This is a genomic window from Kitasatospora sp. NPDC093806 (assembly GCF_040683335.1).
GTDB lineage: Bacteria > Actinomycetota > Actinomycetes > Streptomycetales > Streptomycetaceae > Kitasatospora.
In genome coordinates this window covers 49747-74330 of sequence record NZ_JBFBDO010000004.1, presented here as the reverse complement: position 1 = coordinate 74330, position 24584 = coordinate 49747, and the positions used below count along the sequence as shown (strand labels likewise).

At 74.3% G+C, this 24584-nt stretch carries 23 protein-coding genes; 13 read left to right on the top strand and 10 right to left on the bottom strand.

Annotated features, from left to right (window positions below; genetic code table 11):
• Positions 1-68: 68 nt before the first annotated feature.
• Complete coding sequence (locus tag AB0N76_RS04830; RefSeq protein WP_363553189.1) at positions 69-758, bottom strand: response regulator; 690 nt, start codon at positions 756-758, stop codon at positions 69-71.
• Positions 758-2428 carry a sensor histidine kinase gene (locus AB0N76_RS04825; protein ID WP_363553187.1) on the bottom strand — a complete coding sequence of 557 codons (1671 nt, stop codon included), beginning with the start codon at positions 2426-2428 and terminating at the stop codon, positions 758-760. The genes AB0N76_RS04830 and AB0N76_RS04825 overlap by 1 nt, the downstream gene beginning before the upstream one ends.
• A gap of 283 nt (positions 2429-2711) precedes the next feature.
• On the opposite strand from AB0N76_RS04825, the gene AB0N76_RS04820 reads away from it, so the two are divergent.
• From AB0N76_RS04820 to AB0N76_RS04810, 3 genes are all read left to right on the top strand, one after another.
• On the top strand, positions 2712-3560 hold the full coding sequence (locus AB0N76_RS04820; protein WP_363553185.1) for an ABC transporter ATP-binding protein: 849 nt from the start codon (positions 2712-2714) through the stop codon (positions 3558-3560).
• Complete coding sequence (locus tag AB0N76_RS04815; RefSeq protein ID WP_363553183.1) at positions 3550-4440, top strand: ABC transporter permease; 891 nt, start codon at positions 3550-3552, stop codon at positions 4438-4440. The genes AB0N76_RS04820 and AB0N76_RS04815 overlap by 11 nt, the downstream gene beginning before the upstream one ends.
• Positions 4441-4513: 73 nt before the next feature.
• A complete protein-coding gene (locus AB0N76_RS04810; RefSeq protein ID WP_363553181.1) occupies positions 4514-5578 on the top strand; it encodes an ABC transporter substrate-binding protein in 1065 nt (354 codons plus the stop codon).
• A 51-nt stretch (positions 5579-5629) separates the two neighbouring features.
• Here the strand turns inward: AB0N76_RS04810 and AB0N76_RS04805 are convergent, their stop codons facing one another.
• Together AB0N76_RS04805 and AB0N76_RS04800 are read right to left on the bottom strand one after the other, a co-directional pair.
• The gene (locus tag AB0N76_RS04805; RefSeq protein WP_363553179.1) at positions 5630-6538 is read right to left on the bottom strand and encodes a sucrase ferredoxin; all 909 of its coding nucleotides are present in this window, start codon (positions 6536-6538) and stop codon (positions 5630-5632) included.
• 339 nt (positions 6539-6877) lie between these two features.
• Positions 6878-9328, bottom strand: a complete 2451-nt coding sequence (locus AB0N76_RS04800) for a DNA topoisomerase IV subunit A (protein WP_363553177.1) — start codon at positions 9326-9328, stop codon at positions 6878-6880.
• Positions 9329-9603: 275 nt separating this feature from the next.
• Here AB0N76_RS04800 and AB0N76_RS04795 point away from each other — a divergent pair, with 275 nt between their 5' ends.
• From AB0N76_RS04795 to AB0N76_RS04785, 3 genes are all read left to right on the top strand, one after another.
• Positions 9604-10956, top strand: a complete 1353-nt coding sequence (locus tag AB0N76_RS04795) for a pitrilysin family protein (protein WP_363553175.1) — start codon at positions 9604-9606, stop codon at positions 10954-10956.
• Positions 10957-10976: 20 nt separating this feature from the next.
• Positions 10977-12344, top strand: coding sequence for a pitrilysin family protein (locus AB0N76_RS04790; RefSeq protein WP_363553339.1), 1368 nt, complete (start codon positions 10977-10979; stop codon positions 12342-12344).
• A 366-nt stretch (positions 12345-12710) separates the two neighbouring features.
• Positions 12711-13904 (top strand): RtcB family protein, encoded by a 1194-nt coding sequence (locus AB0N76_RS04785; RefSeq protein WP_363553173.1) that lies wholly within the window; start codon positions 12711-12713, stop codon positions 13902-13904.
• 99 nt (positions 13905-14003) lie between these two features.
• On the opposite strand, the gene AB0N76_RS04780 is transcribed toward AB0N76_RS04785, so the two are convergent.
• Positions 14004-14519, bottom strand: coding sequence for a MarR family winged helix-turn-helix transcriptional regulator (locus AB0N76_RS04780; RefSeq protein WP_363553171.1), 516 nt, complete (start codon positions 14517-14519; stop codon positions 14004-14006).
• 122 nt (positions 14520-14641) lie between these two features.
• On the opposite strand from AB0N76_RS04780, the gene AB0N76_RS04775 reads away from it, so the two are divergent.
• Positions 14642-15373: a DUF4386 domain-containing protein gene (locus AB0N76_RS04775; protein ID WP_363553169.1), complete on the top strand. Its 732-nt coding sequence runs from the start codon at positions 14642-14644 to the stop codon at positions 15371-15373.
• Positions 15374-15606: 233 nt separating this feature from the next.
• Here the strand turns inward: AB0N76_RS04775 and AB0N76_RS04770 are convergent, their stop codons facing one another.
• Positions 15607-16245 carry a helix-turn-helix domain-containing protein gene (locus AB0N76_RS04770; protein WP_363553167.1) on the bottom strand — a complete coding sequence of 213 codons (639 nt, stop codon included), beginning with the start codon at positions 16243-16245 and terminating at the stop codon, positions 15607-15609.
• 123 nt (positions 16246-16368) lie between these two features.
• Here AB0N76_RS04770 and AB0N76_RS04765 point away from each other — a divergent pair, with 123 nt between their 5' ends.
• The gene (locus AB0N76_RS04765) at positions 16369-17376 is read left to right on the top strand and encodes a medium chain dehydrogenase/reductase family protein (protein WP_363553165.1); all 1008 of its coding nucleotides are present in this window, start codon (positions 16369-16371) and stop codon (positions 17374-17376) included.
• A 188-nt stretch (positions 17377-17564) separates the two neighbouring features.
• Positions 17565-17843, top strand: a complete 279-nt coding sequence (locus AB0N76_RS04760; protein WP_363553163.1) for a hypothetical protein — start codon at positions 17565-17567, stop codon at positions 17841-17843.
• Between the two features lie 83 nt (positions 17844-17926).
• Here AB0N76_RS04760 and AB0N76_RS04755 read toward each other — a convergent pair whose 3' ends face one another.
• Together AB0N76_RS04755 and AB0N76_RS04750 are read right to left on the bottom strand one after the other, a co-directional pair.
• Positions 17927-18583, bottom strand: coding sequence for a response regulator transcription factor (locus AB0N76_RS04755; protein ID WP_363553161.1), 657 nt, complete (start codon positions 18581-18583; stop codon positions 17927-17929).
• 112 nt (positions 18584-18695) lie between these two features.
• Positions 18696-19595 carry a sensor histidine kinase gene (locus AB0N76_RS04750; protein ID WP_363553159.1) on the bottom strand — a complete coding sequence of 300 codons (900 nt, stop codon included), beginning with the start codon at positions 19593-19595 and terminating at the stop codon, positions 18696-18698.
• Positions 19596-19841: 246 nt separating this feature from the next.
• Here AB0N76_RS04750 and AB0N76_RS04745 point away from each other — a divergent pair, with 246 nt between their 5' ends.
• The 4 genes from AB0N76_RS04745 to AB0N76_RS04730 all read left to right on the top strand — a co-directional run bounded on the left by AB0N76_RS04745 (position 19842) and on the right by AB0N76_RS04730 (position 23213).
• A complete protein-coding gene (locus AB0N76_RS04745) occupies positions 19842-20828 on the top strand; it encodes a thiamine pyrophosphate-dependent dehydrogenase E1 component subunit alpha (protein WP_363553157.1) in 987 nt (328 codons plus the stop codon).
• Positions 20829-20851: 23 nt separating this feature from the next.
• The gene (locus tag AB0N76_RS04740) at positions 20852-21817 is read left to right on the top strand and encodes a transketolase C-terminal domain-containing protein (protein WP_363553155.1); all 966 of its coding nucleotides are present in this window, start codon (positions 20852-20854) and stop codon (positions 21815-21817) included.
• A gap of 73 nt (positions 21818-21890) precedes the next feature.
• Positions 21891-22388: a cupin domain-containing protein gene (locus AB0N76_RS04735; RefSeq protein WP_363553153.1), complete on the top strand. Its 498-nt coding sequence runs from the start codon at positions 21891-21893 to the stop codon at positions 22386-22388.
• 177 nt (positions 22389-22565) lie between these two features.
• Positions 22566-23213, top strand: coding sequence for a TetR/AcrR family transcriptional regulator (locus tag AB0N76_RS04730; protein WP_363553151.1), 648 nt, complete (start codon positions 22566-22568; stop codon positions 23211-23213).
• 60 nt (positions 23214-23273) lie between these two features.
• Here the strand turns inward: AB0N76_RS04730 and AB0N76_RS04725 are convergent, their stop codons facing one another.
• Entirely contained in the window at positions 23274-24146 is an 873-nt protein-coding gene (locus AB0N76_RS04725; protein WP_363553149.1) for an LLM class flavin-dependent oxidoreductase, read from the bottom strand.
• 2 nt (positions 24147-24148) lie between these two features.
• Complete coding sequence (locus AB0N76_RS04720) at positions 24149-24529, bottom strand: SchA/CurD-like domain-containing protein (RefSeq protein ID WP_363553147.1); 381 nt, start codon at positions 24527-24529, stop codon at positions 24149-24151.
• Positions 24530-24584 lie beyond the last annotated feature (55 nt).

Sequence of the window (24584 nt, the reverse complement as noted above, 5' to 3'; positions counted from 1 at the left end):
ACCGGACGACCCCCGACGGGGGCCCCGTCGGGGGTCGTCCGTTTCGTCGGTCCGTTCGGTAGCATCGGTCAGCCGCGTGCGGCCAGGCCGTAGCGGTGCTCCGGGCGGCCGGTGTCGCCGTACCGCAGGGTGAGGCGCAGCCGGCTGTCCCGCTCCAGCTGCTTGAGGTAGCGCTGCGCGGTGGACCGGCTGAGCCCGGTGGCGTCGGCGACCTCCTGGGCGGAGAGCGGCCGGCCGGCCCGGCGCAGCACCCCGAGGACCAGGTCCGTGGTGGGCGCGGAGTGGCCCTTGGGCAGGCTGGCGGCCGGCGCGGCGGCGCTGCGCAGGGTGGCGAACAGGCGGTCCACCTCGTCCTGGCCGGCCTCCCGGGCGGCGGGGCCGGCCAGCGCGTGGCGCAGCTGGCCGTAGGCGACCAGCTTGTCGCGGAGTCCGGCGAAGGTGAACGGCTTGACCAGGTACTGCAGGGCGCCGTGCTGCATCGCGGCGTGCACCGTGGAGACGTCGCGGGCGGCGGTCACCATCATCACGTCGCAGCCGACGTCGAGCCCGCGCAGCCGGCGGACCAGGGCGAGGCCGGTCTCGTCGGGGAGGTGGTGGTCGAGCAGCAGCAGGTCCACCGGGCGGCGTTCCAGGGCGGCGAGGGCCTCGGCGGCGGAGTGCGCGGTGCCGGTGACCCGGAAGCCGGGGACCCGGGCCACGTAGGCGGCGTGGACGTCGGCGACCCGGAAGTCGTCGTCCACCACGAGTACGTCGATCATCACGCCTCCACGAGGGGGGTGGGGGCTCCGGGGGCGGGAGCGGCTGCGGAGGTGGGGGTGTCGGGGACGGGGGCGACGCCGTCGGCCGGGGTGTGCAGGGCTTCGGGGAGTTCGACGGTGAAGCGGGCGCCGCCGAGCGGGCCGGTGTCGAGCACGATCCGGCCGCCGGTGCGCTCGACCAGCCGCCGGACCATCGCCAGGCCCAGCCCGCGCGGCCGGTGCGCGGGTGCCTCCTTGCTGGTCCAGCCCTCCTCGAAGACCCGTTCGCGCAGCTCCGGCGGAACGCCCGGCCCGCTGTCGGCGACCTCGACCAGCAGTGTGCCGCCGACCGCCAGCAGGGTGACCTCCAGCCGTCCGCCGCCCGTCGGGGCGAGCGCGTCCAGCGCGTTGTCGACCAGGTTGCCGAGGACGGTCAGCAGCGCCCGGGCGTCCACCACGGCGTCCGGCAGGTGGGTGGCCGGGGAGATCCGCAGCCGGACGCCGCGCTCGCCGGCCACCGCCGTCTTGCCCGCGAGCAGCGCGGCCACGTGCGGGTCCTGGACCTGCTCGGCGATCCGGGCGGCGACCGCCGCGTGCGAGCCGGACTGCTCGGAGATGAACGCCACCGCCTGCTCGTGGCGGCCGAGCTCCAGCAGCCCGAGCAGGGTGTGCATCCGGTTGGCGTGCTCGTGGTCCTGGGCGCGCAGCGCCTCGGTGAGGCCGCGGGTGGTGTCGAGCTCGCGGACCAGCGACTCCAGCTCGGTCCGGTCGCGCAGGGTGACCACCGCGCCGCCCTCGGCCGTCGCCATCCGGTTGACCACCAGCACCCGGTCGTCCCGGACGGCGGGCAGGTCGGCGCCGGTGAGCCGGCCGGTCAGCACGTCGGCCAGCCGGCCGGGCGGCAGCACGTCGTCGATCGGGCGGCCGGTGTGCTCCTCGTCGGCGGGCAGGCCGAGCAGCCGGACCGCCTCGTCGTTGGCGAGCCGGATCCGGCCGCGCTCGTCCAGCGCGACCATGCCCTCGCGGATGCCGTGCAGCATCGCCTCGCGCTCGACCAGCAGCGCCGAGATGTCGGCCAGCGCGATGTTGTGGGTGCGCCGCTTCAGCCGCCGGGCCAGCACCAGGGTGGCGACGGTGCCGGCGGCGAGTCCGGCGCCCGCGCAGAGCAGGATGCCGGTGAGCATCTTGAGCAGCCGGCGGCGGATCGAGTCGTCGCTGATGCCGACCGACACCTCGCCGACGATCGTGCCGTCGGCCAGCCGCAGCGGCACCTTGCCGCGGGCGGTGCGGCCCAGCGTGCCCTGCTGGATCGCGGTCACGCTGCGGCCGCTCAGCGCCGGCTCCGGGTCGGTGGACACCCGCTGGCCGATCCGGCCCGGGTCGGTGTGCGAGAGCCGGATGCCGTCGGCGTCGGTGACCACCACGAAGCTGGCGCCGGTGGCCAGCCGGATCTGCTCGGCGTCGCGCTGCGCGGCGGCCGAGTCACGGGCCCAGGCGGCCCGGGCGATCGTCTCGTCGCTCGCGGTGGCCTGGGCGATCGACAGCGCGCGCTGCATCGCGTCGTGGTCCAGCTCGGAGCTGACCGGGGCCAGGAACAGGCCGGCGGTGACCACGGTGACGCCCACGGTGACCACGGTCTGGCTCAGCAGCAGCTGGGCGAAGACCCGGCGCGGACGGCGGGGCTGCCTCATCGGGGGTCTCCTCTCCTGTGGCGCTCGGCTGCGGCGCTCTGCCGCTTTGTGCCGCTCCGTGGCACTCCGTGGCGCTGTGTTCGCCGCGGCCCGGACACCCCCCGTGGTTGGGACACCTTATGTTTCCGACCTGTTTCTGTCAGCCGCGTCCCCGTTGTTGTAGCGGAAGCAAAACGAGCAGAACAGCCCTCAACGCGGAGAACCCGCAGTACGCCGAGAAGCCTCCCGCCGCCGCGCCCCGCGCTCCTAGCCTCCCGGGGCAAGCACTGACCCGGGAGGTCACATGAGCACAACCCCGGCACCGAGCCCGGTGGCGGGCGGGGAGGTGGCGACCGCGGCGATCGAGCTGACCGCCGCGACCAAGCGGTTCCGCACCCCGTCCGGAGCCCTGCACACCGCCGTCCGCGACCTCGACCTGACCGTCGCGCAAGGTGAGTTCGTCGCCGTCGTCGGCCCCACCGGCTGCGGCAAGTCGACCACGCTGACGCTGGTCAGCGGCCTGGAGGAGCCCACCGAGGGCGACGTCCGGGTGTACGGCGAGCCGGTCCGCGGGATCGACCCGCGGGTCGGGTTCGTCTTCCAGCAGGACGCCGTCTTCCCCTGGCGGACGGTGCTGTCCAACGTGATGGCCGGCCCGCGGTTCCGCGGCGTCCCGGCCGCCGAGGCGCGCGAGCGGGCCCGGGACTGGCTCGCCCGGGTCGGCCTCGGCGCCTTCGAGGACCGCTACCCGCACCAGCTCTCCGGCGGCATGCGCAAGCGCGTCGCGCTCGCCCAGACCTTCGTCAACGACCCGAAGATCCTGTTGATGGACGAGCCGTTCTCGGCGCTCGACGTGCAGACCCGGGCCCTGATGTCGGACCAGCTGCTGGAGCTGTGGGCCGGTACCGGCTCCTCGGTCGTCTTCGTCACCCACGACCTGGACGAGGCGATCGCGCTCGCCGACCGGGTGGTCGTGATGACGGCCGGACCGGCCACCGTCAAGGAGGTCTTCACCGTCGACCTGCCGCGTCCGCGCACCGTGGAGGCCGTCCGGCTGGAGCCGAGGTTCGTCGAGCTGTACCGCGAGATCTGGGCCTCGCTCGGCGAAGAGGTGCGCATCACCCGTGAGAGAGGAGCGGGTCGTGCCGCTTGAGACCGCTCAGAACGCCCGGACCGCCCCGGCCGCCGGCGCACCCCCGGCGGCGCCCGCCGGCGGACGGACCGAGGCCCGCGAACGGGCCGCCCGGAACCGGCGGTTGCGGGTGTACGGGGCCCGCGTCGCCGTGCTCGTGGCCTTCCTCGGGCTCTGGGAGCTGTGCGCCCGGACCGACGTCATCGACCCGTTCAACTTCTCCCAGCCGTCCCGGATCTGGGCGCAGATCTGGCAGTGGACCACCCACGGCACCGCGCAGGGCTCGCTCGGCGAGCAGATCGGCTACACCCTGTACGAGGCGCTCACCGGCTGGGTGATCGGCGTCACCGGCGGTGTGCTGCTCGGCATCGCGCTCGGCCGGATCCGCTTCCTGGCCGATGTGTTCGGGCCGTACATCAAGGTGCTGAACGCGATCCCGCGGATCGTGCTGGCCCCGATCTTCCTGATCTGGTTCGGCCTCGGCCCGGCCTCCAAGGTGGCCTCGGCGGTGGTCCTGGTCTTCTTCCCGGTCTTCTTCAACGCCTTCCAGGGCGCCCGCGAGGTCGACCGCAACCTCGTCGCCAACGCCCGCATCCTCGGCGCCGACAACCGCCGGGTCACCCTCCAGGTGGTCATCCCGGCCGCCACCACCTGGATCTTCACCAGCCTGCACGTCAGCTTCGGCTTCGCGCTGATCGGCGCGATCGTCGGCGAGTACATCGGCGCCACCAAGGGCCTCGGCCTGCTGGTCGCGGCCGCCCAGGGCACCTTCAACGCGGCCGGCGTGTACGCGGCCATGACCATCCTCGCGGTTGTCGCACTGCTCACCGAGGGGCTGCTGACCTTCGCCGAGAAGAAGCTGTTCCGCTGGAAGCCGGCCGAGTCCGGCGACGGCCGCTGACCCCCACTGCCTTCCCCCACCCCCCCACCCCCCGCTCGTCCCGCCCCGTTCCGTCCAGAGAGGCACCCCACCCATGCGCCGATCCGTCGCCGCCGCCCTCGCCGCCGTCCTGCTCCTGCCGCTCGCCGCCTGCGCCAACGACGCCGCGTCCACCACCCACAGCGCCGCCGTCCCGGCCGGGCAGAAGGTGGACGGGCCCAAGGTCAAGATCATGGTCGGCGGCCTGGACAAGGTCATCTACCTGCCCGCGATGCTCACCCAGCGGCTCGGCTTCTTCGCCGAGGCCGGCGTCAACGTCGAGCTGATGAGCGAGCCCGCCGGCGTCAACGCCACCACCGCGCTGCTGGCCGGCGACGTCCAGGGCGCCGTCGGCTTCTACGACCACACCATCGACCTGCAGGCCAAGGGCAAGAACGTGCAGTCCGTGGTGCAGTTCTCGCAGGCCCCCGGCGAGGTGGAGATCGTCTCCACCAAGCAGGCCGACGCCATCACCTCGGGCGCCGACTTCAAGGGCAAGAAGCTCGGCGTCACCAGCATCGGCTCCTCCACCGACTTCCTCACCAAGTACCTGGCGGTCAAGAACGGCACCGCCGTCAGCGAGTTCAGCCCGATCGCGGTCGGCGCCGGACAGACCTTCATCGCCGCGCTCCAGCAGGGTTCCATCGACGCCGGCATGACCACCGACCCGACCGTCGCCAACATCCTGGACAAGGGCCTCGGCAAGATCCTCTACGACATGCGCACCCCCGAGGGCTCGCGCGCCGCGCTCGGCGGGCTCTACCCGTCCTCCTCGCTGTACATGAACACCGAGTGGGTCGAGAAGAACAAGGAGACCACCCAGAAGCTCGCCGACGCCTTCGTGAAGACGCTCAAGTGGATGTCCACCCACAGCCCGGAGGAGATCGCCGGCAAGATGCCCGCCGACTACGCGCAGGGCGGCGCCGAGCAGTACGCGGCGGCCATCAAGGCCACCCTGCCGATGTTCACCACCGACGGGGTGATGCCCGCCGACGGGCCGAAGACCGTGCTCGCCGTGCTCGCCGCGTTCCACCCGGACGTCAAGGGCAAGGAGGGGACGATCGACCTCGCCCGCACCTACACCACCGAGTTCGTCGCCAAGGCCGCCGCCAAGGGGTGAACCGGGGGACCGGCGGTCCCGCGCCCACCCCCACGGGCGCGGGGCCGCAGGTCAGCGCTGCCGAACGGCCACGACGTCCATCCGGGACGGCGTGGCCGCCGCCTTTCCGCAGCTCTCCGCGCGGGGCGGCTCGCTCACGCCCTCGACCACCTCGACCTCCCAGCACCGGCCGTCCTCGTGCCGGACCGTCACCAGCCAGCGGCCCGGCCCGTCCGGGGCCTGCTCCAGCGACAGCGCCGCCGCCCGGGTCTCGCCGGTGGCCAGCCGCACCGCCTGGTCGGCCGCCTGGCCCGGGCGCTCCCAGCCGGAGCAGCCGCGCGACCACTCGGGCACCATCCGGCCCACCGCGGTCGCGGCCAGCACCTCCTTGGCCGACTCGGCCGTCAGCCGCCCGTACGCGTAGCCGAACGGCAGCACCAGCATGGTCGGCGAGAAGCGGTGGCCGCCCAGGTGGGTCACCTCCCACACCTCGCTGTGCCCGGCCGCCGCCAGCTCGGCGGCCAACGGGCGGCCCAGCAGCGCGCAGCAGCGGTCCCGGCGGCCGTTGGTACACACCAGGGCGATCGGGCCGCCGACGTGCGGCGCGCCGAAGCCGCCGTGGTCGCCGGCGCCCAGTGCGGCGAAGTCCAGGGAGAGCAGCTCGGCCGGGTCGGACACCTGGGAACGGCGCACCCAGGCGCGGCCCGGGGCGGGCACGGTGTGCGCGATCACGACCTCGTGCCGCGGGGTCGGCAGGCAGTCCGCGTGCCGGCCGGGGCGCCGGATCAGCGCCACCCGCACGCCGGTCCCGGCCGTCGCGGCGTCCAGCGCGCGGCCGACCGCCGGGTCGAGGTGGCTCTCGCCGAGTGCCTTCGCTCCCCAGGGGCCGTTCTGTTCGACCAGCAGCCAGGTGGTGGCGGTCGCCGCGGTGGCGGCCAACGGCTCCGACAGTTCACGCGACAGAGTCGCACAGGTGCTCACGCCGGTAAGGCTACCCTTGCCCCCCACCGGAGGCCCGGGGGAGCGACGCGGGGCGGGCGGGGTTGGTGGCGCGGTCGGTGGGCGGGGCTGCGAGGTGGCACGGGTGGCCGCCGGGTGGCAGGGGCGCGGCCGTGTTCGGGTGGGGTCGGTGGTCGCTTGGCCGGCGGAGCGGGGCGCGGCCGCTGGCGAGTGGGGGTGGCTTGTGGTCCGGGTGGCCGGGGGGCGTGGGCCGCTCGGACCAGGGGCGGGACCGGTGGGCGGGGGCCGGCCGGGGTGGGGTGGGAACGGGGGAGGGGCGCCGGACGCGTGGTCCGGCGCCCCTCCGGGGGTGTGCGGGTGTTACGCCGGGCCGGCGACGGCGGCGATCGGGGTGGTGACCGGGGTGCCGGAGCCGTCGCGGCGGGGGTCGCGGTCGGGGAGGTCGACCGGGGCGCCCTTGGCGGTGGTGGCGTGGGCGGGGGCGGGCCCGGCCCAGGCGAAGGCCAGCGCGTCCTCGCCGCGCAGGAAGCGCTGGCAGCGGACGCCGCCGGTGGCCCGGCCCTTGCGCGGGTACTGCTCGAACGGGGTGACCTTCCAGCTGGACTGGTCCTCGCCGGTGAGCGTGCCGGAGCTGCCGGCGACCGAGACGACCACCGCGTCGACCGCCGGGTCGACGGCGGTGAAGGAGAGCACCCGGGCACCGTCGGACAGCTTGATGCCGGCCATGCCGCCGGCCGGGCGGCCCTGCGGCCGGACCTGGCCGGCCGGGTAGCGCAGCAGCTGGGCGTCGGAGGCGATGAAGACCAGGTCCTCCTCGCCGGTGCGCAGCTCGACCGCGCCGATCACCTCGTCGCCGTCCTTGAGCGCGATCACCTCGAACTCGTCCTTGTTGGCGGGCCATTCGGGGACGACCCGCTTGACCACGCCCTGCACGGTGCCCAGCGCCAGGCCGGGGGAGGACTCGTCCAGGGTGGTCAGCGCGAGGACCTTCTCGCCGGTCTCCAGGCGGAGGAACTCGGTGGCGGCGGCCCCGCCGGCCAGCGTCGGCGAGGGGGTGGGCGGCAGCGCGGGCAGGTCGATGACCGGCAGGCGCAGCACCCGGCCGGCCGAGGTGACCACGCCGACGTCGGCCCGGGCGGTGGTCGGCACCGCGGAGACGATCACGTCGTGCTTGGCGCGCTTCTCGGAGAGCTCGAACGGCTCGCCGTCGGCGGTCCGGGCGAGCAGCCCGGTGGAGGAGAGCAGCACCCGGCACGGGTCGTCGGCGACCTCCAGCGGGACGGCCAGCGAGGCGGCCGGCGCGGCGCCGGCCTCCAGCAGGACGGTGCGCCGCTCGGTGCCGAACTGCTTGGCGACGGCGCCGAGTTCGCCGGAGACCACGCTGCGCAGCCGGGAGTCGGACTCCAGGATCTCGGTGAGCTCGGCGATCTCCGAGTTGAGCTTGGCCTGCTCCTGCTCCAGCTCGACCCGGTCGAAGCGGGTGAGCCGGCGCAGCGGGGTGTCGAGGATGTACGCGGTCTGCGTCTCGGACAGCGAGAAGCGCTCGATCAGGCGCTCCTTGGCCTGGGCGGCGTTGTCGCTGGACCGGATGATCGCGATGACCTCGTCGATGTCGACGAGCGCGACCAGCAGGCCCTCGACCAGGTGCAGCCGCTCCTGCCGCTTGCGGCGGCGGAAGTCGCTGCGCCGGCGGACCACCTCGAAGCGGTGGTCGACGTAGACCTCCAGCAGCTCCTTGAGGCCGAGGGTGAGCGGCTGGCCGTCGACCAGCGCCACGTTGTTGATGCCGAAGGTCTCCTCCATCGGCGTCAGCTTGTAGAGCTGCTCCAGCAGGGCCTCGGGGACGAAGCCGTTCTTGACCTCGATGACGAGGCGCAGGCCGTGCTCGCGGTCGGTGAGGTCCTTGACGTCCGCGATGCCCTGGAGCTTCTTCGCGTTGACCAGGTCCTTGATCTTGGCGATGACCTTCTCGGGGCCGACGTTGTACGGCAGCTCGGTGACCACGATGCCCTTGCGGCGGGCGGTGACCGCCTCGACCGTCGTGGTGGCACGGATCTTGAAGGTGCCGCGGCCGGACTCGTAGGCGTCCCGGATGCCGGACAGGCCGACGATCCGGCCGCCGGTGGGCAGGTCCGGGCCGGGGACGAACCGCATCAGGGTGTCGAGGTCGGCGTTGGGGTGCTTGATCAGGTGCCGGGCGGCGGCGACGACCTCGGAGAGGTTGTGCGGCGGCATGTTGGTGGCCATGCCGACGGCGATCCCGGTGGCGCCGTTGACCAGCAGGTTGGGGAACGCGGCCGGCAGCGCGAGCGGCTCCTGCTCGCTGCCGTCGTAGTTGGGCCCGAAGTCGACGGTCTCCTCGTGGATCGACTCGACCATGGCCATCGAGGCGGCGGTGAGCCGGGACTCGGTGTAGCGCATCGCGGCCGGCGGGTCGTCGTTGCCGAGCGAGCCGAAGTTGCCGTGGCCGTCGATCAGCGGCAGCCGCATCGAGAACGGCTGCGCCATGCGGACGACGGAGTCGTAGATGGAGGCGTCCCCGTGCGGGTGCAGCCGGCCCATCACCTCGCCGACCAGGCGGGCGCACTTGACGTGGCCGCGCTCCGGGCGCAGGCCCATCTCGTTGGCCTGGTACAGGATGCGGCGGTGCACCGGCTTGAGGCCGTCCCGGGCGTCCGGGAGGGCGCGGGAGTAGATGACGGAGTAGGCGTACTCGAGGAACGAGCCCTGCATCTCGTCCACGACGTCGACGTCGAGGATGCGCTCCTCGAAGTCTCCGGGGGGCGGGGTCTGCGAACTGCGGCGGGCCATCGCGGCGGGGCTCCCTTACGTCTCGCTTGCGTCTCGTCTGCGCTTGTCGTCTGCGCTGTCGGCGGTGCTGCCGTCGCCGGGGCTGTCGGCGGGTGGGTCGACAGGGCTCGGCGCCCCCATTGTGGACCCTCCCGCCGACAGTCCCGGCCAGCGCCCCTCTTCCGCCCCTGGCGAACGCCCCGTCCGCGCGGACACATCCGCGCCGTTCGCGCGTTGCACCACAATGGGGGACGCCACACGAACCCCGACATCGACGACGGGAAGGACCCGAGCGCATGGCCAACCCGGCCCCCGCCTCCCAGCGAGGCATCGCCATCACCGAGCACCGCCTGGCCAACGGCCTGCGCGTCGTCCTCTCCGAGGACCACCTGACCCCGGTGGCCGCGGTCTGCCTCTGGTACGACGTGGGCTCCCGGCACGAGGTGAAGGGCCGCACCGGGCTGGCCCACCTGTTCGAGCACCTGATGTTCCAGGGGTCCGCGAACGTCTCCAACAACGGGCACTTCGAGCTGGTCCAGGGCGCCGGCGGCTCGCTCAACGGCACCACCAGCTTCGAGCGCACCAACTACTTCGAGACCATGCCGGCCCACCAGTTGGAGCTCGCGCTCTGGCTGGAGGCGGACCGGATGGGCTCGCTGCTGGCCGCCCTCGACGAGACGTCGATGGAGAACCAGCGCGACGTGGTGAAGAACGAGCGGCGCCAGCGCTACGACAACGTCCCGTACGGCACCGCGTTCGAGAAGCTGACCGCGCTGTCCTTCCCGGACGGCCACCCGTACCACCACACCCCGATCGGCTCGATGGCCGACCTGGACGCGGCCACCCTGGAGGACGCCCGGGCGTTCTTCCGCACCTACTACGCGCCGAACAACGCGGTGCTGTCGGTGGTCGGCGACATCGACCCCGAGCAGACCATCGCCTGGGTGGAGAAGTACTTCGGCAGCATCCCCGCGCACGACGGCAAGCAGCCGCCGCGCGACGGCACCCTGCCGGAGAGCATCGGCCGGGAGATCCGCGAGCTGATCCGCGAGGACGTGCCGTCCCGCGCGCTGATGGCCGCCTACCGGCTGCCGCACGACGGCACCCGGGAGGCGGACGCCGCCGACCTGGCGCTGACCATCCTGGGCAGCGGCGAGTCCAGCCGGCTGTACAACCGCCTGGTCCGCCGGGACCGCACCGCCGTCGCGGCCGGCTTCGGCCTGCTGCGGCTGGCCGGCGCGCCGAGCCTGGGCTGGCTGGACGTCAAGACCTCGGGTGACGCCACCGTCGGGCAGATCGAGGCGGCCGTGGACGAGGAGCTCGCCCGGTTCGCCGCCGAGGGCCCGACCGCGGCCGAACTGGAGCGCGCCCAGGCGCAGATCGAGCGCGAGTGGCTGGACCGGCTCACCACGGTGGCCGGCCGGGCCGACGAACTCTGCCGCTACGCCGTGCTGTTCGGCGACCCGAAGCTGCTGAACGACGCCCTGCCGAAGGTCCTCGACGTCACCGCCGAGGAGGTGCGGGCGATCGCCGAGGCGCGCCTGCACCCGCAGAACCGGGCGGTCCTGGTGTACGAGCCGACCACGGCCGAGGACGCCGCCGACGAGACCACTGCCGACGAGACCGACGAGGAGGGCGCCGCCGTATGAGCACCGAGTACGTCCCCGCCATGACCTTCCACCCGCAGCCCCAGCCCGGCACCCCCAGCCCGTGGGCGTTCCCGGCACCGGAGCGCACCGCCCTCGGCAACGGCGTCACCGTGCTGCACTGCCACCGCCCCGGCCAGCAGCTGGTCGCCGTCGACGTGCTGCTGGACGCGCCGCTCGCGGCCGAGCCGGAGGGCCTGGACGGGGTCGCCTCGATCCTGGCCCGGGCGTTCAGCGAGGGCACCGACACGCTGACCGCCGAGGAGTTCGCCGCCGAGCTGGAGCGGGCCGGCGCGACCCTGGACGCGCACGCCGACCACCCGTGCATCCGGGTCTCGCTGGAGGTCCCGGCCTCCCGGCTGGCCCGCGGCCTGGACCTGCTGGCCGCCGCGCTGGGCAGCCCGGCGCTGCCGCAGGACGAGATCGAGCGGCTGGTCGCCAACCGGCTGGACGAGATCGTGCACGAGCAGGCCAACCCGGCCCGCCGGGCCGCCAAGGCGCTGTACGCCGAGCTGTTCGACGGCGCCGACCGGCTCTCCCGGCCGCGCTCCGGCACCGCCGAGACGGTGAAGACGATCGACCGGGCCGCCGTCCGGGCGTTCTACGAGGCGCACGTCCGGCCCGCTACCGCCACCGTCGTGGTGGTCGGCGACCTGACCGGCACCGACCTGCCGGCCCTGCTGGAGTCCACCCTGGGCACCTGGAAGGGCGCCCCGGCGGTGCCCGCCGCGCACGCCCCGGTGACCGCCGACGACACCGGCCGGGTGGTCATCGTGGACCGGCCCGGCTCGGTCCAGACCCAGCTGCTGATCGGCCGGATCGGTCCGGACCGGCACGACCCGGACTGGGCCGCGCAGATCCTCGGCACCTACTGCCTGGGCGGCACCCTCACCTCCCGGCTGGACCGGGTGCTGCGCGAGGAGAAGGGCTACACCTACGGCGTGCGGGCCTTCGCCCAGCCGCTGCGCTCGGCCGCCGACGGCACCGGGCGCGCCCTGCTGGCGATCAGCGGCTCGGTGGACACCGCGTCCACCGCCCCGGCGCTGGCCGACACCTGGACGATCCTGCGCACGCTGGCCGCCGAGGGGCTGACCGACGCGGAGCGCGACGAGGCCGTGCAGTTCCTGGTGGGCGTGGCCCCGCTGAAGTACGAGACCGCGGGCTCGGTCGCCGGCACCCTGGCCGACCAGGTCGAGCAGCACCTGGCGGACGACTTCCAGGCCGAGGTCTACCGGCAGCTGGCCGAGTTGCCGACCGCCGAGGCCACCGCGGCCGTGGTCCGGGCCTTCCCGCCGGACCGGCTGGTCACCGTGCTGGTCGGGGACGCCGCCGCGTTCGCCGAGCAGGTGCGGGAGCTGGGCATCGGCGAGGTGACCGTGATCAGCGCCTGAGCCGGGCGCGGGCGCGGTGAGGGCCCGGCGGAGCGTACCGACGCTCCGCCGGGCCCTTCGCGTTGCTCGTTCCGCGTTGCTCGCTTCGCGTTGATTGTTTCGCGCTAATTGTGTTGCGGGCGCCGAGCCGGGCGTGGGTAGATAGCCCCCGGCAGCCGGTACACACACGGAGAGGAGGCGGTCACCATGCGGGTCGAGCACACCTACGGACGCTCCCCGAGACTGTCCTCCCGATGCCCCTTGGCCGCCTGAGCGCAGCCACCCCCCGGACATCCCCCGTACCGCGCCGGGTTCTTCGCGCGGCATCCCCCCGGGGTGACACCCCACCTAGGCTTGAACCATCCGACCTTGGGAGGTCGTTGAACCATGTCGTACACCGAGGTACCCGGGATCCGGGTTCCGATCCGGATGTGGACCGACCCGGCCACCGTCGAGGGCCAGGCGATGCAGCAGCTGCGCAACATCAGCTCGCTGCCCTGGCTGCACGGGCTCGCCGTGATGCCCGACGTCCACCTGGGCAAGGGCGCGACGGTGGGTTCGGTGATCGCCATGCGCGGCGCCGTCTGCCCGGCGGCGGTCGGCGTGGACATCGGCTGCGGGATGAGCGCGGTGAAGACCTCGCTCACCGCGAAGGACCTGCCGGACGACCTGTCGCGGCTGCGCTCGCGGATCGAGCAGGCCATCCCGGTCGGCCGAGGCCTGCACAAGGACCCGGTCGAGCCGGGCAAGGTGCACGGCGTCCCGACCGGCGGCTGGGACGACTTCTGGCAGCGGTTCGACGGGATCGCGTCCGAGGTGCGGTGGCGCCGCGAGCGGGCGCTCCAGCAGATGGCGACGCTCGGCGGCGGCAACCACTTCATCGAGGTCTGCGTCGACGACACCGGCGCGGTCTGGCTGATGCTGCACTCGGGTTCGCGCAACATCGGCAAGGAGCTGGCGGAGCACCACATGGGCGTGGCCCAGTCGCTGCCGCACAACCAGGGCCTGATCGACCGTGACCTCGCGGTGTTCATCGCGGAGACCCCGCAGATGGCCGCCTACCGGGACGACCTGTTCTGGGCGCAGGAGTACGCCAAGCGCAACCGGGCGCTGATGATGGCGCTGTTCCAGGACGTGGTCCGGCGCGAGTTCGCCAAGGCGAAGGTCACCTTCGACGAGGTGATCAGCTGCCACCACAACTACGTCTCGGAGGAGACGTACGACGGCGTCGAGCTGCTGGTCACCCGGAAGGGCGCGATCAAGGCCGGGGCCGGCGACTACGGGATCATCCCGGGCTCGATGGGCACCGGGTCGTACATCGTCCGCGGGCTGGGCAACGAGGCGTCGTTCAACTCGGCCTCGCACGGGGCCGGCCGGAAGATGAGCCGGAACGCCGCGAAGAAGCGGTTCACCACGCAGGACCTGGCCGAGCAGACCAAGGGCGTGGAGTGCCGCAAGGACGCGGGTGTGGTCGACGAGATCCCGGGCGCGTACAAGTCGATCGAGAAGGTGATCGAGCAGCAGCGGGACCTCGTCGAGGTGGTCGCGCACCTGAAGCAGGTGGTCTGCGTCAAGGGCTGAGCCCGGCGCGGGAAAGGTGAAGCCCCCGGTTCCGGCCGGGGGCTTCGTCGTGCCCGTCGGGTCCGGAGCGCTCGTCGTGCCCGGCGGGTCCGGGGCCGGTCAGGCCCGGTCGGTCCCGGGGTCGAGCCGGCGGTAGCCCGGGTGCACCCCGGGGGTGAGGCCCTGGGTCTCGGCGACCCGGCGCAGCAGTCCGGCCAGGACGATACGTTCCTGCGGATCGAGGCCGGCGCAGACCGCCTCCTCGTGGGCGAGCGCCGCCTCGGCGAGTCCGCGCATCAGCTCCTCGCCCTTGGGTGCGAGGTAGAGGTCCTGGAACCGGCGGTCCTTGGGGTTGCGCCGGCGCTCGACCAGGCCGCGCTCCTCGATGGCGTCAACGAAGGCCACGAACCGACTGGGTGACATGCCGAGCCGCCGGGCGAGGTCCTGCTGGTGCCGGCCGGGGGAGAGGCCGACGGTCCGGAGCAGGCCGGCCTGGGCCGGTGTGAGGTCCAGCTCGGCCACCCGCTGGGCGAAGGACTGCGCCGCGTGTTCACCCAACTGTGAGAGAAGGAAGGCGACTTGGGATCCCTCCGGGCCGCGGTGGGGCGACGGGGCGCGGTCGGGGATCTCGGTCATGGAAACACGATAGCAGTGGACAATGATGTCCCCAGGTGAACTATTCTCTTCATGGAACTACCGGCGACGGCGACGACCGCCCGACGTCGGACCCGTCGACCGTTCCCGACTGGAGCGCTCCCATGACCACGACCTCAGCGGTGCCCGCCGTCTCCGCCCGGAGCCCGCAGTCGGGTCCGCCCCTGCTACTGCCCGCGGTGGCCTTCGCGGCACTGATGGTGGTGTCCATCGTGCTGTCCCGGCAGACCCCGCTGCCCACCGACTCGGCGGCCGACACGCTCGCCTACTACCGGGACCACGCGACCGTCGCCAAGGTCGCCGGGACGCTGCAGTTCGGCGCCTCGCTGCCGCTGGCGATCTGGGCCGCCATCGCCTACCAGCGGCTGCGCCGGCTCGGGGTGACCGCCCCCGGACCCGGCATCGCGCTGGTCAGCGGGGTGCTCGCGGCCGCGTCGATGGCGGTGTGCGGACTCACCGTCTGGACCGCCGCCCGGGCCGGCGGCCTCGGCGACGCGCCGCTGGTCCGCTCGCTGGCGGACCTGACCTTCGCCTCCGGCGGGCCCGGGCACGTCGTCCCGTTCGCGGTGATGCTGGCCGGGGTGGCCGTCCCGATGCTGCTGCTCGGCTTCGGTCCGCGGGGCTTCGCCTGGGCCGGGCTGGTGCTCGCCGGGATCGGGGTGCTCGGCACCCTGGCGCTGCTCTCCACCAGCCTCGGGTTCTTCCTGCCGATCGCCCGCTTCGGCGGTCTGATCTGGCTGATCGCGGCCAGCGTGCTGCTGCCGGCGCAGCGGCCGCGGCGGGCGGCGGAGGCCGGGGCCGGGGACGGTGCCGCGGCGGACGACCGGGCGGCCTGAGGGCGCAGCGGTCGGAGTGACTGCTCCGGCGGCGGCCCCGCACCCTGTTGGTGGTGCTCCGGGGTGCGGCCGTCCGGCCGGAGGAGGGCGGCGGGTGCCCGGTGCACCGGCCGTGACCGCGCGGGCCGCGGGGCCCGTGCGGGAAGGGGAGACGGCGACGCGGCGGCGTCCTGGGGAGGAAGGCCGCCGCGTCGCCGTCGTGCCCCGGTCGGGTTCGCCGGCGGCCGGGTCGGTCAGCCGGCGGCCGGGCCGGCGAGCCGGCGGTCGAGGACGGCGAGGATCAGCTCCTCGATCCGGCGCGCGGTGGCCCCGGTGTCGCCGTCCGGGCCGGCCAGCGAGTCGAAGGTCTCGAAGCTGGTCAGCATGAACAACAGCTCGACCAGTTCGCCGAGTTCGGCCTCGCCGAGTTCGGCGCCGCGGTCGGCGAGCAGTCGGCCGAGCACCACCTGGAGGCCGCCGCGCCGCCGCTCGCCGCGGTTCTGCAGCGCGCTGTCGAGCTCCGGGTCGAGGATGCCCAGGCCGCGGAGGCGGCGCAGGGCGATCCGCCCGGAGCCGTAGAAGCCGGTGAGCACGTCGAGCAGCGCGGAGAGCGCCTCGCGCCCGCTGGGCTGCATGAACGCCGCGGGCATCCCGGCCATCCCGCCGCGCAGCGCCAGGTCGTCGAAGAGCGCCTCCAGCAGGCCGGTCTTCGAGTCGAACTGGTAGTAGACGGTCATCCGCGCCACCCCGGCGGTCTTGGCGACGGCGTCCATGCTGAACGAGGCCGGGCCCTTCTCCCCGGTGAGCAGCTCGCAGGCCGCCTCCAGAATGCGGGTGCGGGTCTGTTCGGCGGCTGCCTGGCGTTGGCCGGCTCGGTACTGGCGTGGGCTCATGGGCTGTTGACGTCTCCTAGGGAGGGTGCTATCACATTCATTGTACACTCAGTCTATATAAAAATATGAGGGCGGGGAACGCCCCCTCCCTCCACAGCGGAGGCCACCATGAGGTACCGCCACGTGAGTGTGCCGAGGCTCGGCGGAGCCGAGGTCCTACGGCTTTCCAGCGACGAACTCCCGGCCCCGGCCACGGGGCAGGTCCGGGTCCGGGTGCTCGCCGCCGGAGTCTCCTACGGTGACATTCTGCTCCGTGCCGGGGTGATCCCCGGCGGACCCAAGCGTCCCTTCACCCCGGGCTACGACCTGGTGGGCGAGGTGGAGCAGGCCGGACCCGGCACCCGGGCCCCCGAACCGGGCAGCCGGGTGGTCGCCCTGGTGCGCAGCGGCGGCTACGCCGAGTACGCGAACGTGCCCGCCGGCCGGCTGGTCCCGCTGCCCGACGGGGTCGACCCGGTGGAGGCCTCGGCGCTCGCGCTCAACTACTTCATCGCGCAGCAGATGCTGCACCGGGTCGCCCGGGTCCGGCGCGGCGGCGCGGTCCTGGTGCACGGCGCGTCCGGCGGCGTCGGCACCGCGTTCCTGGAGCTGGCGGGGCTCGCCGGGGTCACCGTCCACGGCACCTGCTCGGCCGCCCGGGCCGAGCAGGTGCGGCGGCTCGGCGGCCACCCGATCGACCGGGACGCCGAGGACTTCCTCCGGGTGGTGCGCGGCCTGCCGGGCGGCGCGGTGGACGCGGTGTTCGACCCGGTCGGCGGGCGGCACTTCCTCCGCTCGTACCAGGCGGTCCGGCGCGGCGGCGTGATGGTCGGCTTCGGCCAGAACGCCGCCCTGCGCGGCGGCCGGCCGGACCTGCTGGTCGGGGCCCAGGGGTTCCTGGGCGGCATCGTGCTGCCGAAGCTGGTCCCGGACGGGCGGCGGACCCTGTTCTACAACGCCTGGAGCCTGGAGAAGGCGCAGCCGGCCGCGTACCGGCAGGACCTCGCGACCGTGCTGGACCTGCTGCGCACCGGGCTGGTCAGTCCACGGGTCGGCCGCACCATGCCGCTGGACGAGGCGGCGGAGGCGCACCGGGCGATGGAGGGCGCGGCGGTCAGCGGGAAGATCGTCCTCGTGCCGGTCGGGGGGTAGCCGGCGAGGCGGGGCGGGGCGGGGGTCCGGTCGAGGACGGGGCGGGGACGGGGCGGGGAAAGGTTCCCAGCGTGTCGGGGATTCCCGCCCCATGACGATGGGACGGCCGGTCAGCAGGATGGCTACGGGCGGGTCCGACCCGCGCCGCAGCACCGCTTCCCCGTCGCCGTCCCGCCGGAGGACCCCCGATGCGATCCGCCCTGCGCTCCCTGCGCCGTGCCCACCGCCGTCTCCTGCTGCGCCGGTGGGCGCGGCGGGCGGGGCGCCATCTGGCCGACGGTCTGATCTGGCTGGGGCTGGTGATGGGGGCGATGGCCCTGCCCTCGGCCCTGCCGACGGCGCGGCGGCCGGAGCCGGCGCTGCCCCCGCCGGGGGTGCCGGAGTGGCACCCGGAGCGGTCCGGGTCGGCGGGCGCCCCGCTCAGCCGGCGCGAGGCCGAGCTCTGGGCGCGACTGCTGGAGCACTGACGGCCCGTCGCGGTCCCGCCGCCGTCCGGTCGCGGTCCCGGCGCCGTCCCGGGGCTGCCCCCCGGTCCGGCGGTGCGGGTGGTTCAGGTGCCGAGGCCGGCCCGGCGGGCCCGGACCGCGGCCTCGGCCCGGTCGGTGACCTGCAGCTTGCCGAAGATCCGGGAGAGGTAGTTGCGCACCGTCTTCATCGAGAGCCCGAACTCGTTGGCGATGGACGCGTTGTTGCGGCCGTCCGCCAGCATGGTCAGGACGGCCAGCTCCCGGGGGGTGAGGTCGGGGAACGGCTCGCGCTCCGGGGCCGGCCGGCGGACCTGGGCGAGCAGCTGGACGGCGGCCTCCGGGCCGAACAGCGCCCCGCCCTGGCTGACGGCGGTGATCGCCCGGCGGACGTCGTCCAGGCCCGCTCCCTTGACCAGGTAGCCGCGGGCACCGGCCCGGACCGCCGCGACGATGGAGTCGTCCTGGTCGTCGGCGGTCAGCATCACCACCGCGACCCGGGGGTGGCGGGCGAGCAGGGTCCGGGTCGCCTCGATGCCGTCGGTGCCGGGCATGCCGATGTCCATCAGCACGACGTCCGGGGCGAGCCGCTCGACCGCGGAGAGCACGTCCGCCCCGCTGGAGGCCTCGCCGACCACCGTCAAGGAGTCGATGCGGTCGAGGAGTTGGCGTAAGCCGGCGCGGAACAGCTCGTGGTCGTCGACGAGCAGGATGCGCAGGGTTCGGGATGCGACCTGGTCCATGGCGGAGCTCCTGGCGTGAGGGTGAGGGAACGCTGGGAAGCGAGGTGGAGCGAGGTGGAGCGAGGTGGAGTGAGGTGAGGCGAGGAGGGAAGGGAGGGGGAGCGGCGGCAGGTCAGCCGGTCCGGCCGGGGTCGCCGACGAGCACCGCGTGCGGCAGCCGGACCCGGACCACGGTGCCGTGCGGGGCCCGGTGCCCGACCGAGAAATCGCCGCCGAGTTCCCGGGCCCGCGCGCACATGGACGACAGGCCGATTCCACCGGCGGCGGAATCGGGAATTCCCCTGCCGTCGTCCTCGATCGAGAAGTCGAGGCCGTTCCGGTCGAGGGTCGCGGAAATGCGGCAGAAGGACGCCCGGGCGTGCCGGGCGACATTGGCGACGGCCTCACCGGCGATGTTCTTCAATTCGTTCTGGACGTGCGCCGGGAAATCGTCCAGGACGGCCGGCAGCTCGGTGCGGAAACGCAGCCGGCCCGCCCCGGCCTCCTCGAACGCGCGGACCTGCCGGTGCAGGAACTGGCGGAGTGTGCCGGGCGGCGCGGTGGTCCGGCATTCGGGGGTGTCGAGGTCGCGGATCGCCTGCCGGACGTCGGCGATCGCGGTGCTGACGTCCTCCCGGGCCTGGGCCAGCAGGGCGGGCGCCTGGTCGGCGGCGCCGTTCAGGGAGAGGCCGGCCAGCTCCATCCGCATGTGCAGGGCGGCCAGTCTGGGGGCGAGGGAGTCGTGCAACTCCCGTCGCAGGCGTTGTCGTTCGTCGAGCCGGGCGGCCTCGGTCGGGCAGTCCGAGGGCGGCTCGCCGGTCGGCGGGCCGGGTGGTCGGTGGCGGGGCGGGGCCGGTGGCAGGCCGGCCGCGCCGAGGCCGCTGACCAGTCCGAGCAGGGTGCTCACCAGTCGCCCGATCCGGTCGGAGGTGTTCCGTTCACCGCGCGTAGCTGATGGTGCCGCGTCGTCCACGGCCAGGTCGGCCGGTCTTCGGTCGCCCCGGCCGGAATTCTTGCTCAGCTGGTCCAGCATGGTTCCTGAGAACCCCCCGTCGCTCGCGTCTGAGCCACTGTGCACGGGTGTTTCCTGGCGCGGGGAGAAGGAATTGTCCCGATCCACCCGGCACAAGACCTTAGGGGCGCCGTTGCGGGGGGCGCAAGGGTGGGCGCGGGGCGTACGGAAGCGGGCCGGGACGGATTCGGACAGTTGCTTGCCGCCCTGTGAGTGAGCACTTACTCTCAAGGGATCGGGCCACCGGCGAGCCGAGGAGGCGACCCCATGGGCACATCCCGCACCACCGATCTGACGATCGATCAGATCGCCGAGGTCTACCGGACGATGAGCACGATCCGGGCCTTCGAGGACCGCCTGCACACGCTGGCGAAGAGCCTCCCGGGCGCGGTCCACCTCTACAGCGGGCAGGAGGCCGTCGCCGCGGGCGTCTGCGCGGCCCTCGCCCCCGACGACTACCTCGCCAGCACCCACCGCGGCCACGGCCACGCGATCGCCAAGGGCTGCGACGTCGAGGCGATGATGAAGGAACTGCACGGCCGCCCCGACGGGATCTGCGCCGGCAAGGGCGGCTCGATGCACATCGCCGACTTCGACCGCGGCATGCTCGGCGCCAACGGCCTGGCCGGCGGCGGCGTCCCGCTCGCCTGCGGCGCCGCGCTGACCGCCCGCCAGCAGCGCAGCGGCCGGGTCGCGGTGGCCTTCACCGGCGACGGCGGCGCCAACCAGGGCGCGGTGCTGGAGAGCCTGGTGCTGGCCCGGATGCTCGACCTGCCGGTGGTCTTCGCCATCGAGAACAACGGCTACGCCCAGGCCACCCCCGCCGCCCGGCACTTCTCCGGCACCGACATGGCCCAGCGCGCGGCCGGCTTCGGCATCCCCGGCGAGGTGGTCGACGGCTACGACGTGCTCGCCGTGCACGCCGCCACCAGCGCCGCGGTCCGCCGCGCCCGGGCCGGCGGCGGCCCGACCGTCCTGGAGTTCCGGGCCGAGCGATTCCACGGCCACATGGAGCTCTGGGACGACCAGTCCTACCGCCCGAGCGCCGACCCGGAACGGCTGCGCGCCGACTTCGACCCGCTGCTGCTGCTCCGCGCCCGGATCGCCGACGGCACCGTCGCCGGGCCCGCCGCCTTCGAGCTCGACCGGATCGACCGGGCCGCCGCCGCCCTGGTCGAGGCCGCCGTCACGGCCGCCGCCGAACCCCTCGCCACCGACCCGCGCAGCCTGCTCGACCACGTCCACACCCGCTGACCGGCCCCGGAGGAGTGAGCCACGTGCGCACCATCACCTACCAGCAGGCCATCGGCGAGGCGCTCGCGCAGCAACTGCGCTTCGACCCCTCGGTGGTCCTGCTGGGCGAGGACAGCACCAACGCCTGGGGCCCGACCAAGGGCCTGCACACCGAGTTCCCGGACCGGGTGCTCGACATGCCGATCACCGAGGCGGCCTTCGTCGGCGCCGCGGTCGGCGCCGCCGCCACCGGCCTGCGCCCGGTGGTCGACCTGCTCTTCGTCGACTTCGCCACCGTCTGCTTCGACCAGATCGCCAACCAGGCCGCCAAGTTGCGCTACATGTCCGGCGGCCGGGTCTCGGTGCCGCTGGTGCTGCGCGCGATGTGGGGCACCGGCCTGCGCCGCGGCGCCCAGCACTCGCAGGCGCTGCACCCGCTCTTCGTCCACCTGCCCGGGCTCAAGGTGGTCGCGCCGTCCAGCGCGTACGACGCCAAGGGGCTGATGGCGCAGGCCCTGGTGGACGACGACCCGGTGCTCTTCCTGGAGCACAAGCTGCTCTACTTCGTGCCCGGGGCCGTCCCCGAGGAGCCGTACGCGATCCCGTTCGGCTCGGCCAAGGTGGTCCGGCCCGGGACGGACTGCACGGTGGTCGCGATCGGCCGGATGGTCGCGGTCGCGCTCGCCGCCGCCGAACGGCTGGCCGCCGAGGGCGTGGAGGTCGAGGTGATCGACCCCCGCACGCTCTCGCCGCTGGACACCGCCACCGTCTACGCCAGCGTCGAGCGGACCGGCCGCCTGGTGGTCGTGGACGAGGCCCACCCGCGGTGCAGCCTGGCCACCGACATCGCCGCGCAGGTCGCCCAGGACCGGTTCGCGGCGCTGCGCGGGCCGGTCCGGATGGTCACCGGGCCGCACGCCCCGGTGCCGTTCAGCCCCGCGCTGGAGGACGCCTTCGCCCCCGACGCCGAGCAGGTGGCGGCCGCGGTGCGTGCCACCGGGGCGGCATGACGGACCGCCCGGTCCGACGGATCGAGAGTCCCCGCACCCCCGTTCCCCGCACCCCCGATCGAGGAGGAACCGAGTGACGTCCCGACCGTTCGTGAAACAGCCCGCCGAGGGGCGCGCCGTCTGGCACGTGGGCGCGCTGCTCACCTTCAAGGCGACCGGCGCCGAGACCGGCGGACAGTTCTGGCTCGCCGAACAGCTCTCCCCGGTGGGCTACGCCTCGCCCGTCCACCTGCACACCCGCGAGGACGAGCTCTTCATCGTCCAGGAGGGCGAGCTGGTGCTGCGGGTCGGCGACGACGAGCACAAGGCAGGCCCCGGCGCGATGGTCTACGCGCCGCGCGGCATCGCCCACCAGTACCGGGTGGAGACCGCGGGCACCCGCTTCCTGGTGCTCGGCACCCCGGCCGGCTTCGAGGAGTGGTTCTTCCGGACCGGCGAGCCGGCCACCCGGCGGGAGCTGCCCCCGCCGCCCCAGGGGCCGCCGGACTTCGCCCGGCTGCTGGGCGAGTTGGGGCCGCTCGGCGTGCAGGTGGTCGGGCCGCCGCCGGGGGCCGGCGGACCGCCCCGCTGAGCCGCCCCGCTGAGCCGCCCCGCTGAGCCGTGCCGCTGAGCCGTGCCGCGCCCGCCCGCCGTCGGTCCGGTCGCCCCGGAACCGGTGAGCGGGCGCTCACCTGCCCGCTATCCTGCGGGTGCCCCTCCGCCGCCGCGGCCGGTCCGGTGCCGGCCGCCCCGTCCCCCCGGAGCCTTCATGAGCATGCGCGAGCAGATCGTCGACGCCGCCGAGCGGGTGATCCGGGAGCTCGGCCTGGCCCGGTGCACCACCAAGGAGATCGCCGAGGCCGCCGCCTGCTCCGAGGGCACCATCTACCGGCACTTCCGCAGCAAGGAGGACGTCTTCCTGGCCGTCCTGGCCGAGCGGCTGCCCGGCCTGCTGCCGGTGCTGCGGACCCTGCCGGAGCAGGTCGGCGGCGAGGCCGAGGTGCGGGCGACCCTCCAGCAGGTCGCCGAGGAGGCGCTCGCGTTCTACCGCGAGTCGATGCCGATGCTGCTGTCGGTCTTCGCCGAGCCCAAGCTGCTGGACCGGCACCGGGAGTGGATGCGGGCCAACAACGCGGGGCCGCACCGGGCCGCCGAGCTGCTCGCCGACTACCTGCGCCGGGCCCAGCGGGCCGAGCTGGTCAGCCCGGACGCCGACCCGGTGGCCGCGGCCCAGCTGCTGCTCGGCGCCTGCTACCTGGCCGCGTACGGCGGCGTGTTCGCCGCCCCGGCGGCCGGCCCGGCAGGAGGCCCGGGCGGTCCGGAGGCCCGGCGGGAGGCCGAGGCCTTCGTCCGGCAGCTCTGGCGGACCCTGGCCCCGGCCCCGGCGCCCGCGCCGAGCCGTTCGAGGAAGCGCTGAGTCCGGGGCACGGGGGAGGGGCGGACGGGTCCACCGTCCGCCCCTCCCGCGCGCCCGCCGTCAGCCCTGGAGCGCCAGGGCCTCCGCCGCCGCCGTGACCTGCCCGAGGTCCCCGGCGCACGGCATCAGCAGCAGCTCGTCGCACCCGGCCTCGGCGTACGCCCCGGCCAGCCCGCGCAGCTTGCCCGGGTGGTCGGCGGCGCCGCGCAGGATGTGCTCGACGAACGGCCCGGCGTCCCGGTAGTACGCCCGCAGGTATCCCTCGGTGCGCTTGGCCGCGTCCTCGCCGAGCGCGAAGTAGGCCAGCGCCAGCAGCCGGGGCGTGCCCACCCGCCCCTCGGCCGCCCACCGCTCGCGCACCGCCTGCGCGCCCTGGGCGAACAGCACCGGACCGGTGCCGCCGCCGATCCAGCCGTCGCCGAGCAGGGCCGCCCGCCGCAGCGCGGCCGGCGAGTGCCCGCCGAGGATCAGCTCGGGCCCGTTCGGCCGGACCGGGGCCGGGCCGACCGCCGGTTCGCGGCCGGACTGCGCGTCGGCCCAGTGCCGGCGCAGTTCGGCCACCCGGGTGCCGGTCCGGGCGCCCCGGCCGGCCTTCGCCACCCGGCCGACCTCGAAGTCGTCCGGGCGCGAGCCGACCGCCAGCCCGAGGGTCAGCCGCCCGCCGGAGAGCCGGTCCACGGTGGCGGCCTGCTTGGCCAGCAGCGCGGTGTCCGAGCGCAGCGGCGAGATCAGCACGCTGGTCGCCAGGCCGATCCGGCCGGTGACCGCGGCGGCCGCGGCCAGCGTGCCGAGCGGCTCCCAACTGGTGTGCACCAGGCGGTCGATGGTGCCGAGGGTGGAGAACCCGGTCTCCTCGGCGAGCCGGGCCCAGCCGAGCACCTCGGCGCCGGTCGCACCGGCCAGCGAGGTCGGCAGTCCGATTCCGACCTTCATCGTCACTCCCCGTCGAGCGGCTGGTCGTGCCGGCGGGACAGCACGTTCTCCATCGAGGCCAGCCGGAAGAAGGCCTGCGCGCCCTCCCGGCTGGTCATGTCGCGCGGGACGGCCAGGTGCTTCTCCAGCTCCCGCTCGAACGCGCGGACGGCGGGCTGCTGGCTCATGTGCGCGGCCACCAGCGGCAGCGGGCCCTCGATCTCGATGACCCGGACGGCCAGTTCCCGGCCGACGAAGGCCTGGGTGCCGAGCAGCTTGCCGACCACGGTGCCGTCGGGGGTCCTTACGTCGAAGTCCGGGCGTCCGCTGTGCCGGAACAGCTCCTTGACGGTGTCCTCGCTGCCCGGGAGCAGCGGGTAGAACAGGGCGTGCCAGGTGCTCATGGTCGTCTCCTGGGGTTCGGGGCCGGGCCTGGCCCGGCGGGTCCTGACGGGGGAG

Bases quoted from the DNA above. Each gene is read 5' to 3' on its own strand.
- AB0N76_RS04825 (WP_363553187.1), bottom strand. From the start codon at position 2,428: ATGAGGCAGCCCCGCCGTCCGCGCCGGGTCTTCGCCCAGCTGCTGCTG.
- AB0N76_RS04795 (WP_363553175.1), top strand. From the start codon at position 9,604: ATGGCCAACCCGGCCCCCGCCTCCCAGCGAGGCATCGCCATCACCGAG.
- AB0N76_RS04750 (WP_363553159.1), bottom strand. From the start codon at position 19,595: ATGCTGGACCAGCTGAGCAAGAATTCCGGCCGGGGCGACCGAAGACCG.
- AB0N76_RS04755 (WP_363553161.1), bottom strand. From the start codon at position 18,583: ATGGACCAGGTCGCATCCCGAACCCTGCGCATCCTGCTCGTCGACGAC.
- AB0N76_RS04730 (WP_363553151.1), top strand. From the start codon at position 22,566: ATGAGCATGCGCGAGCAGATCGTCGACGCCGCCGAGCGGGTGATCCGG.
- AB0N76_RS04800 (WP_363553177.1), bottom strand. From the start codon at position 9,328: ATGGCCCGCCGCAGTTCGCAGACCCCGCCCCCCGGAGACTTCGAGGAG.
- AB0N76_RS04820 (WP_363553185.1), top strand. From the start codon at position 2,712: ATGAGCACAACCCCGGCACCGAGCCCGGTGGCGGGCGGGGAGGTGGCG.
- AB0N76_RS04720 (WP_363553147.1), bottom strand. From the start codon at position 24,529: ATGAGCACCTGGCACGCCCTGTTCTACCCGCTGCTCCCGGGCAGCGAG.
- AB0N76_RS04780 (WP_363553171.1), bottom strand. From the start codon at position 14,519: ATGACCGAGATCCCCGACCGCGCCCCGTCGCCCCACCGCGGCCCGGAG.
- AB0N76_RS04785 (WP_363553173.1), top strand. From the start codon at position 12,711: ATGTCGTACACCGAGGTACCCGGGATCCGGGTTCCGATCCGGATGTGG.
- AB0N76_RS04745 (WP_363553157.1), top strand. From the start codon at position 19,842: ATGGGCACATCCCGCACCACCGATCTGACGATCGATCAGATCGCCGAG.
- AB0N76_RS04830 (WP_363553189.1), bottom strand. From the start codon at position 758: ATGATCGACGTACTCGTGGTGGACGACGACTTCCGGGTCGCCGACGTC.
- AB0N76_RS04725 (WP_363553149.1), bottom strand. From the start codon at position 24,146: ATGAAGGTCGGAATCGGACTGCCGACCTCGCTGGCCGGTGCGACCGGC.
- AB0N76_RS04760 (WP_363553163.1), top strand. From the start codon at position 17,565: ATGCGATCCGCCCTGCGCTCCCTGCGCCGTGCCCACCGCCGTCTCCTG.
- AB0N76_RS04770 (WP_363553167.1), bottom strand. From the start codon at position 16,245: ATGAGCCCACGCCAGTACCGAGCCGGCCAACGCCAGGCAGCCGCCGAA.
- AB0N76_RS04790 (WP_363553339.1), top strand. From the start codon at position 10,977: ATGACCTTCCACCCGCAGCCCCAGCCCGGCACCCCCAGCCCGTGGGCG.
- AB0N76_RS04775 (WP_363553169.1), top strand. From the start codon at position 14,642: ATGACCACGACCTCAGCGGTGCCCGCCGTCTCCGCCCGGAGCCCGCAG.
- AB0N76_RS04810 (WP_363553181.1), top strand. From the start codon at position 4,514: ATGCGCCGATCCGTCGCCGCCGCCCTCGCCGCCGTCCTGCTCCTGCCG.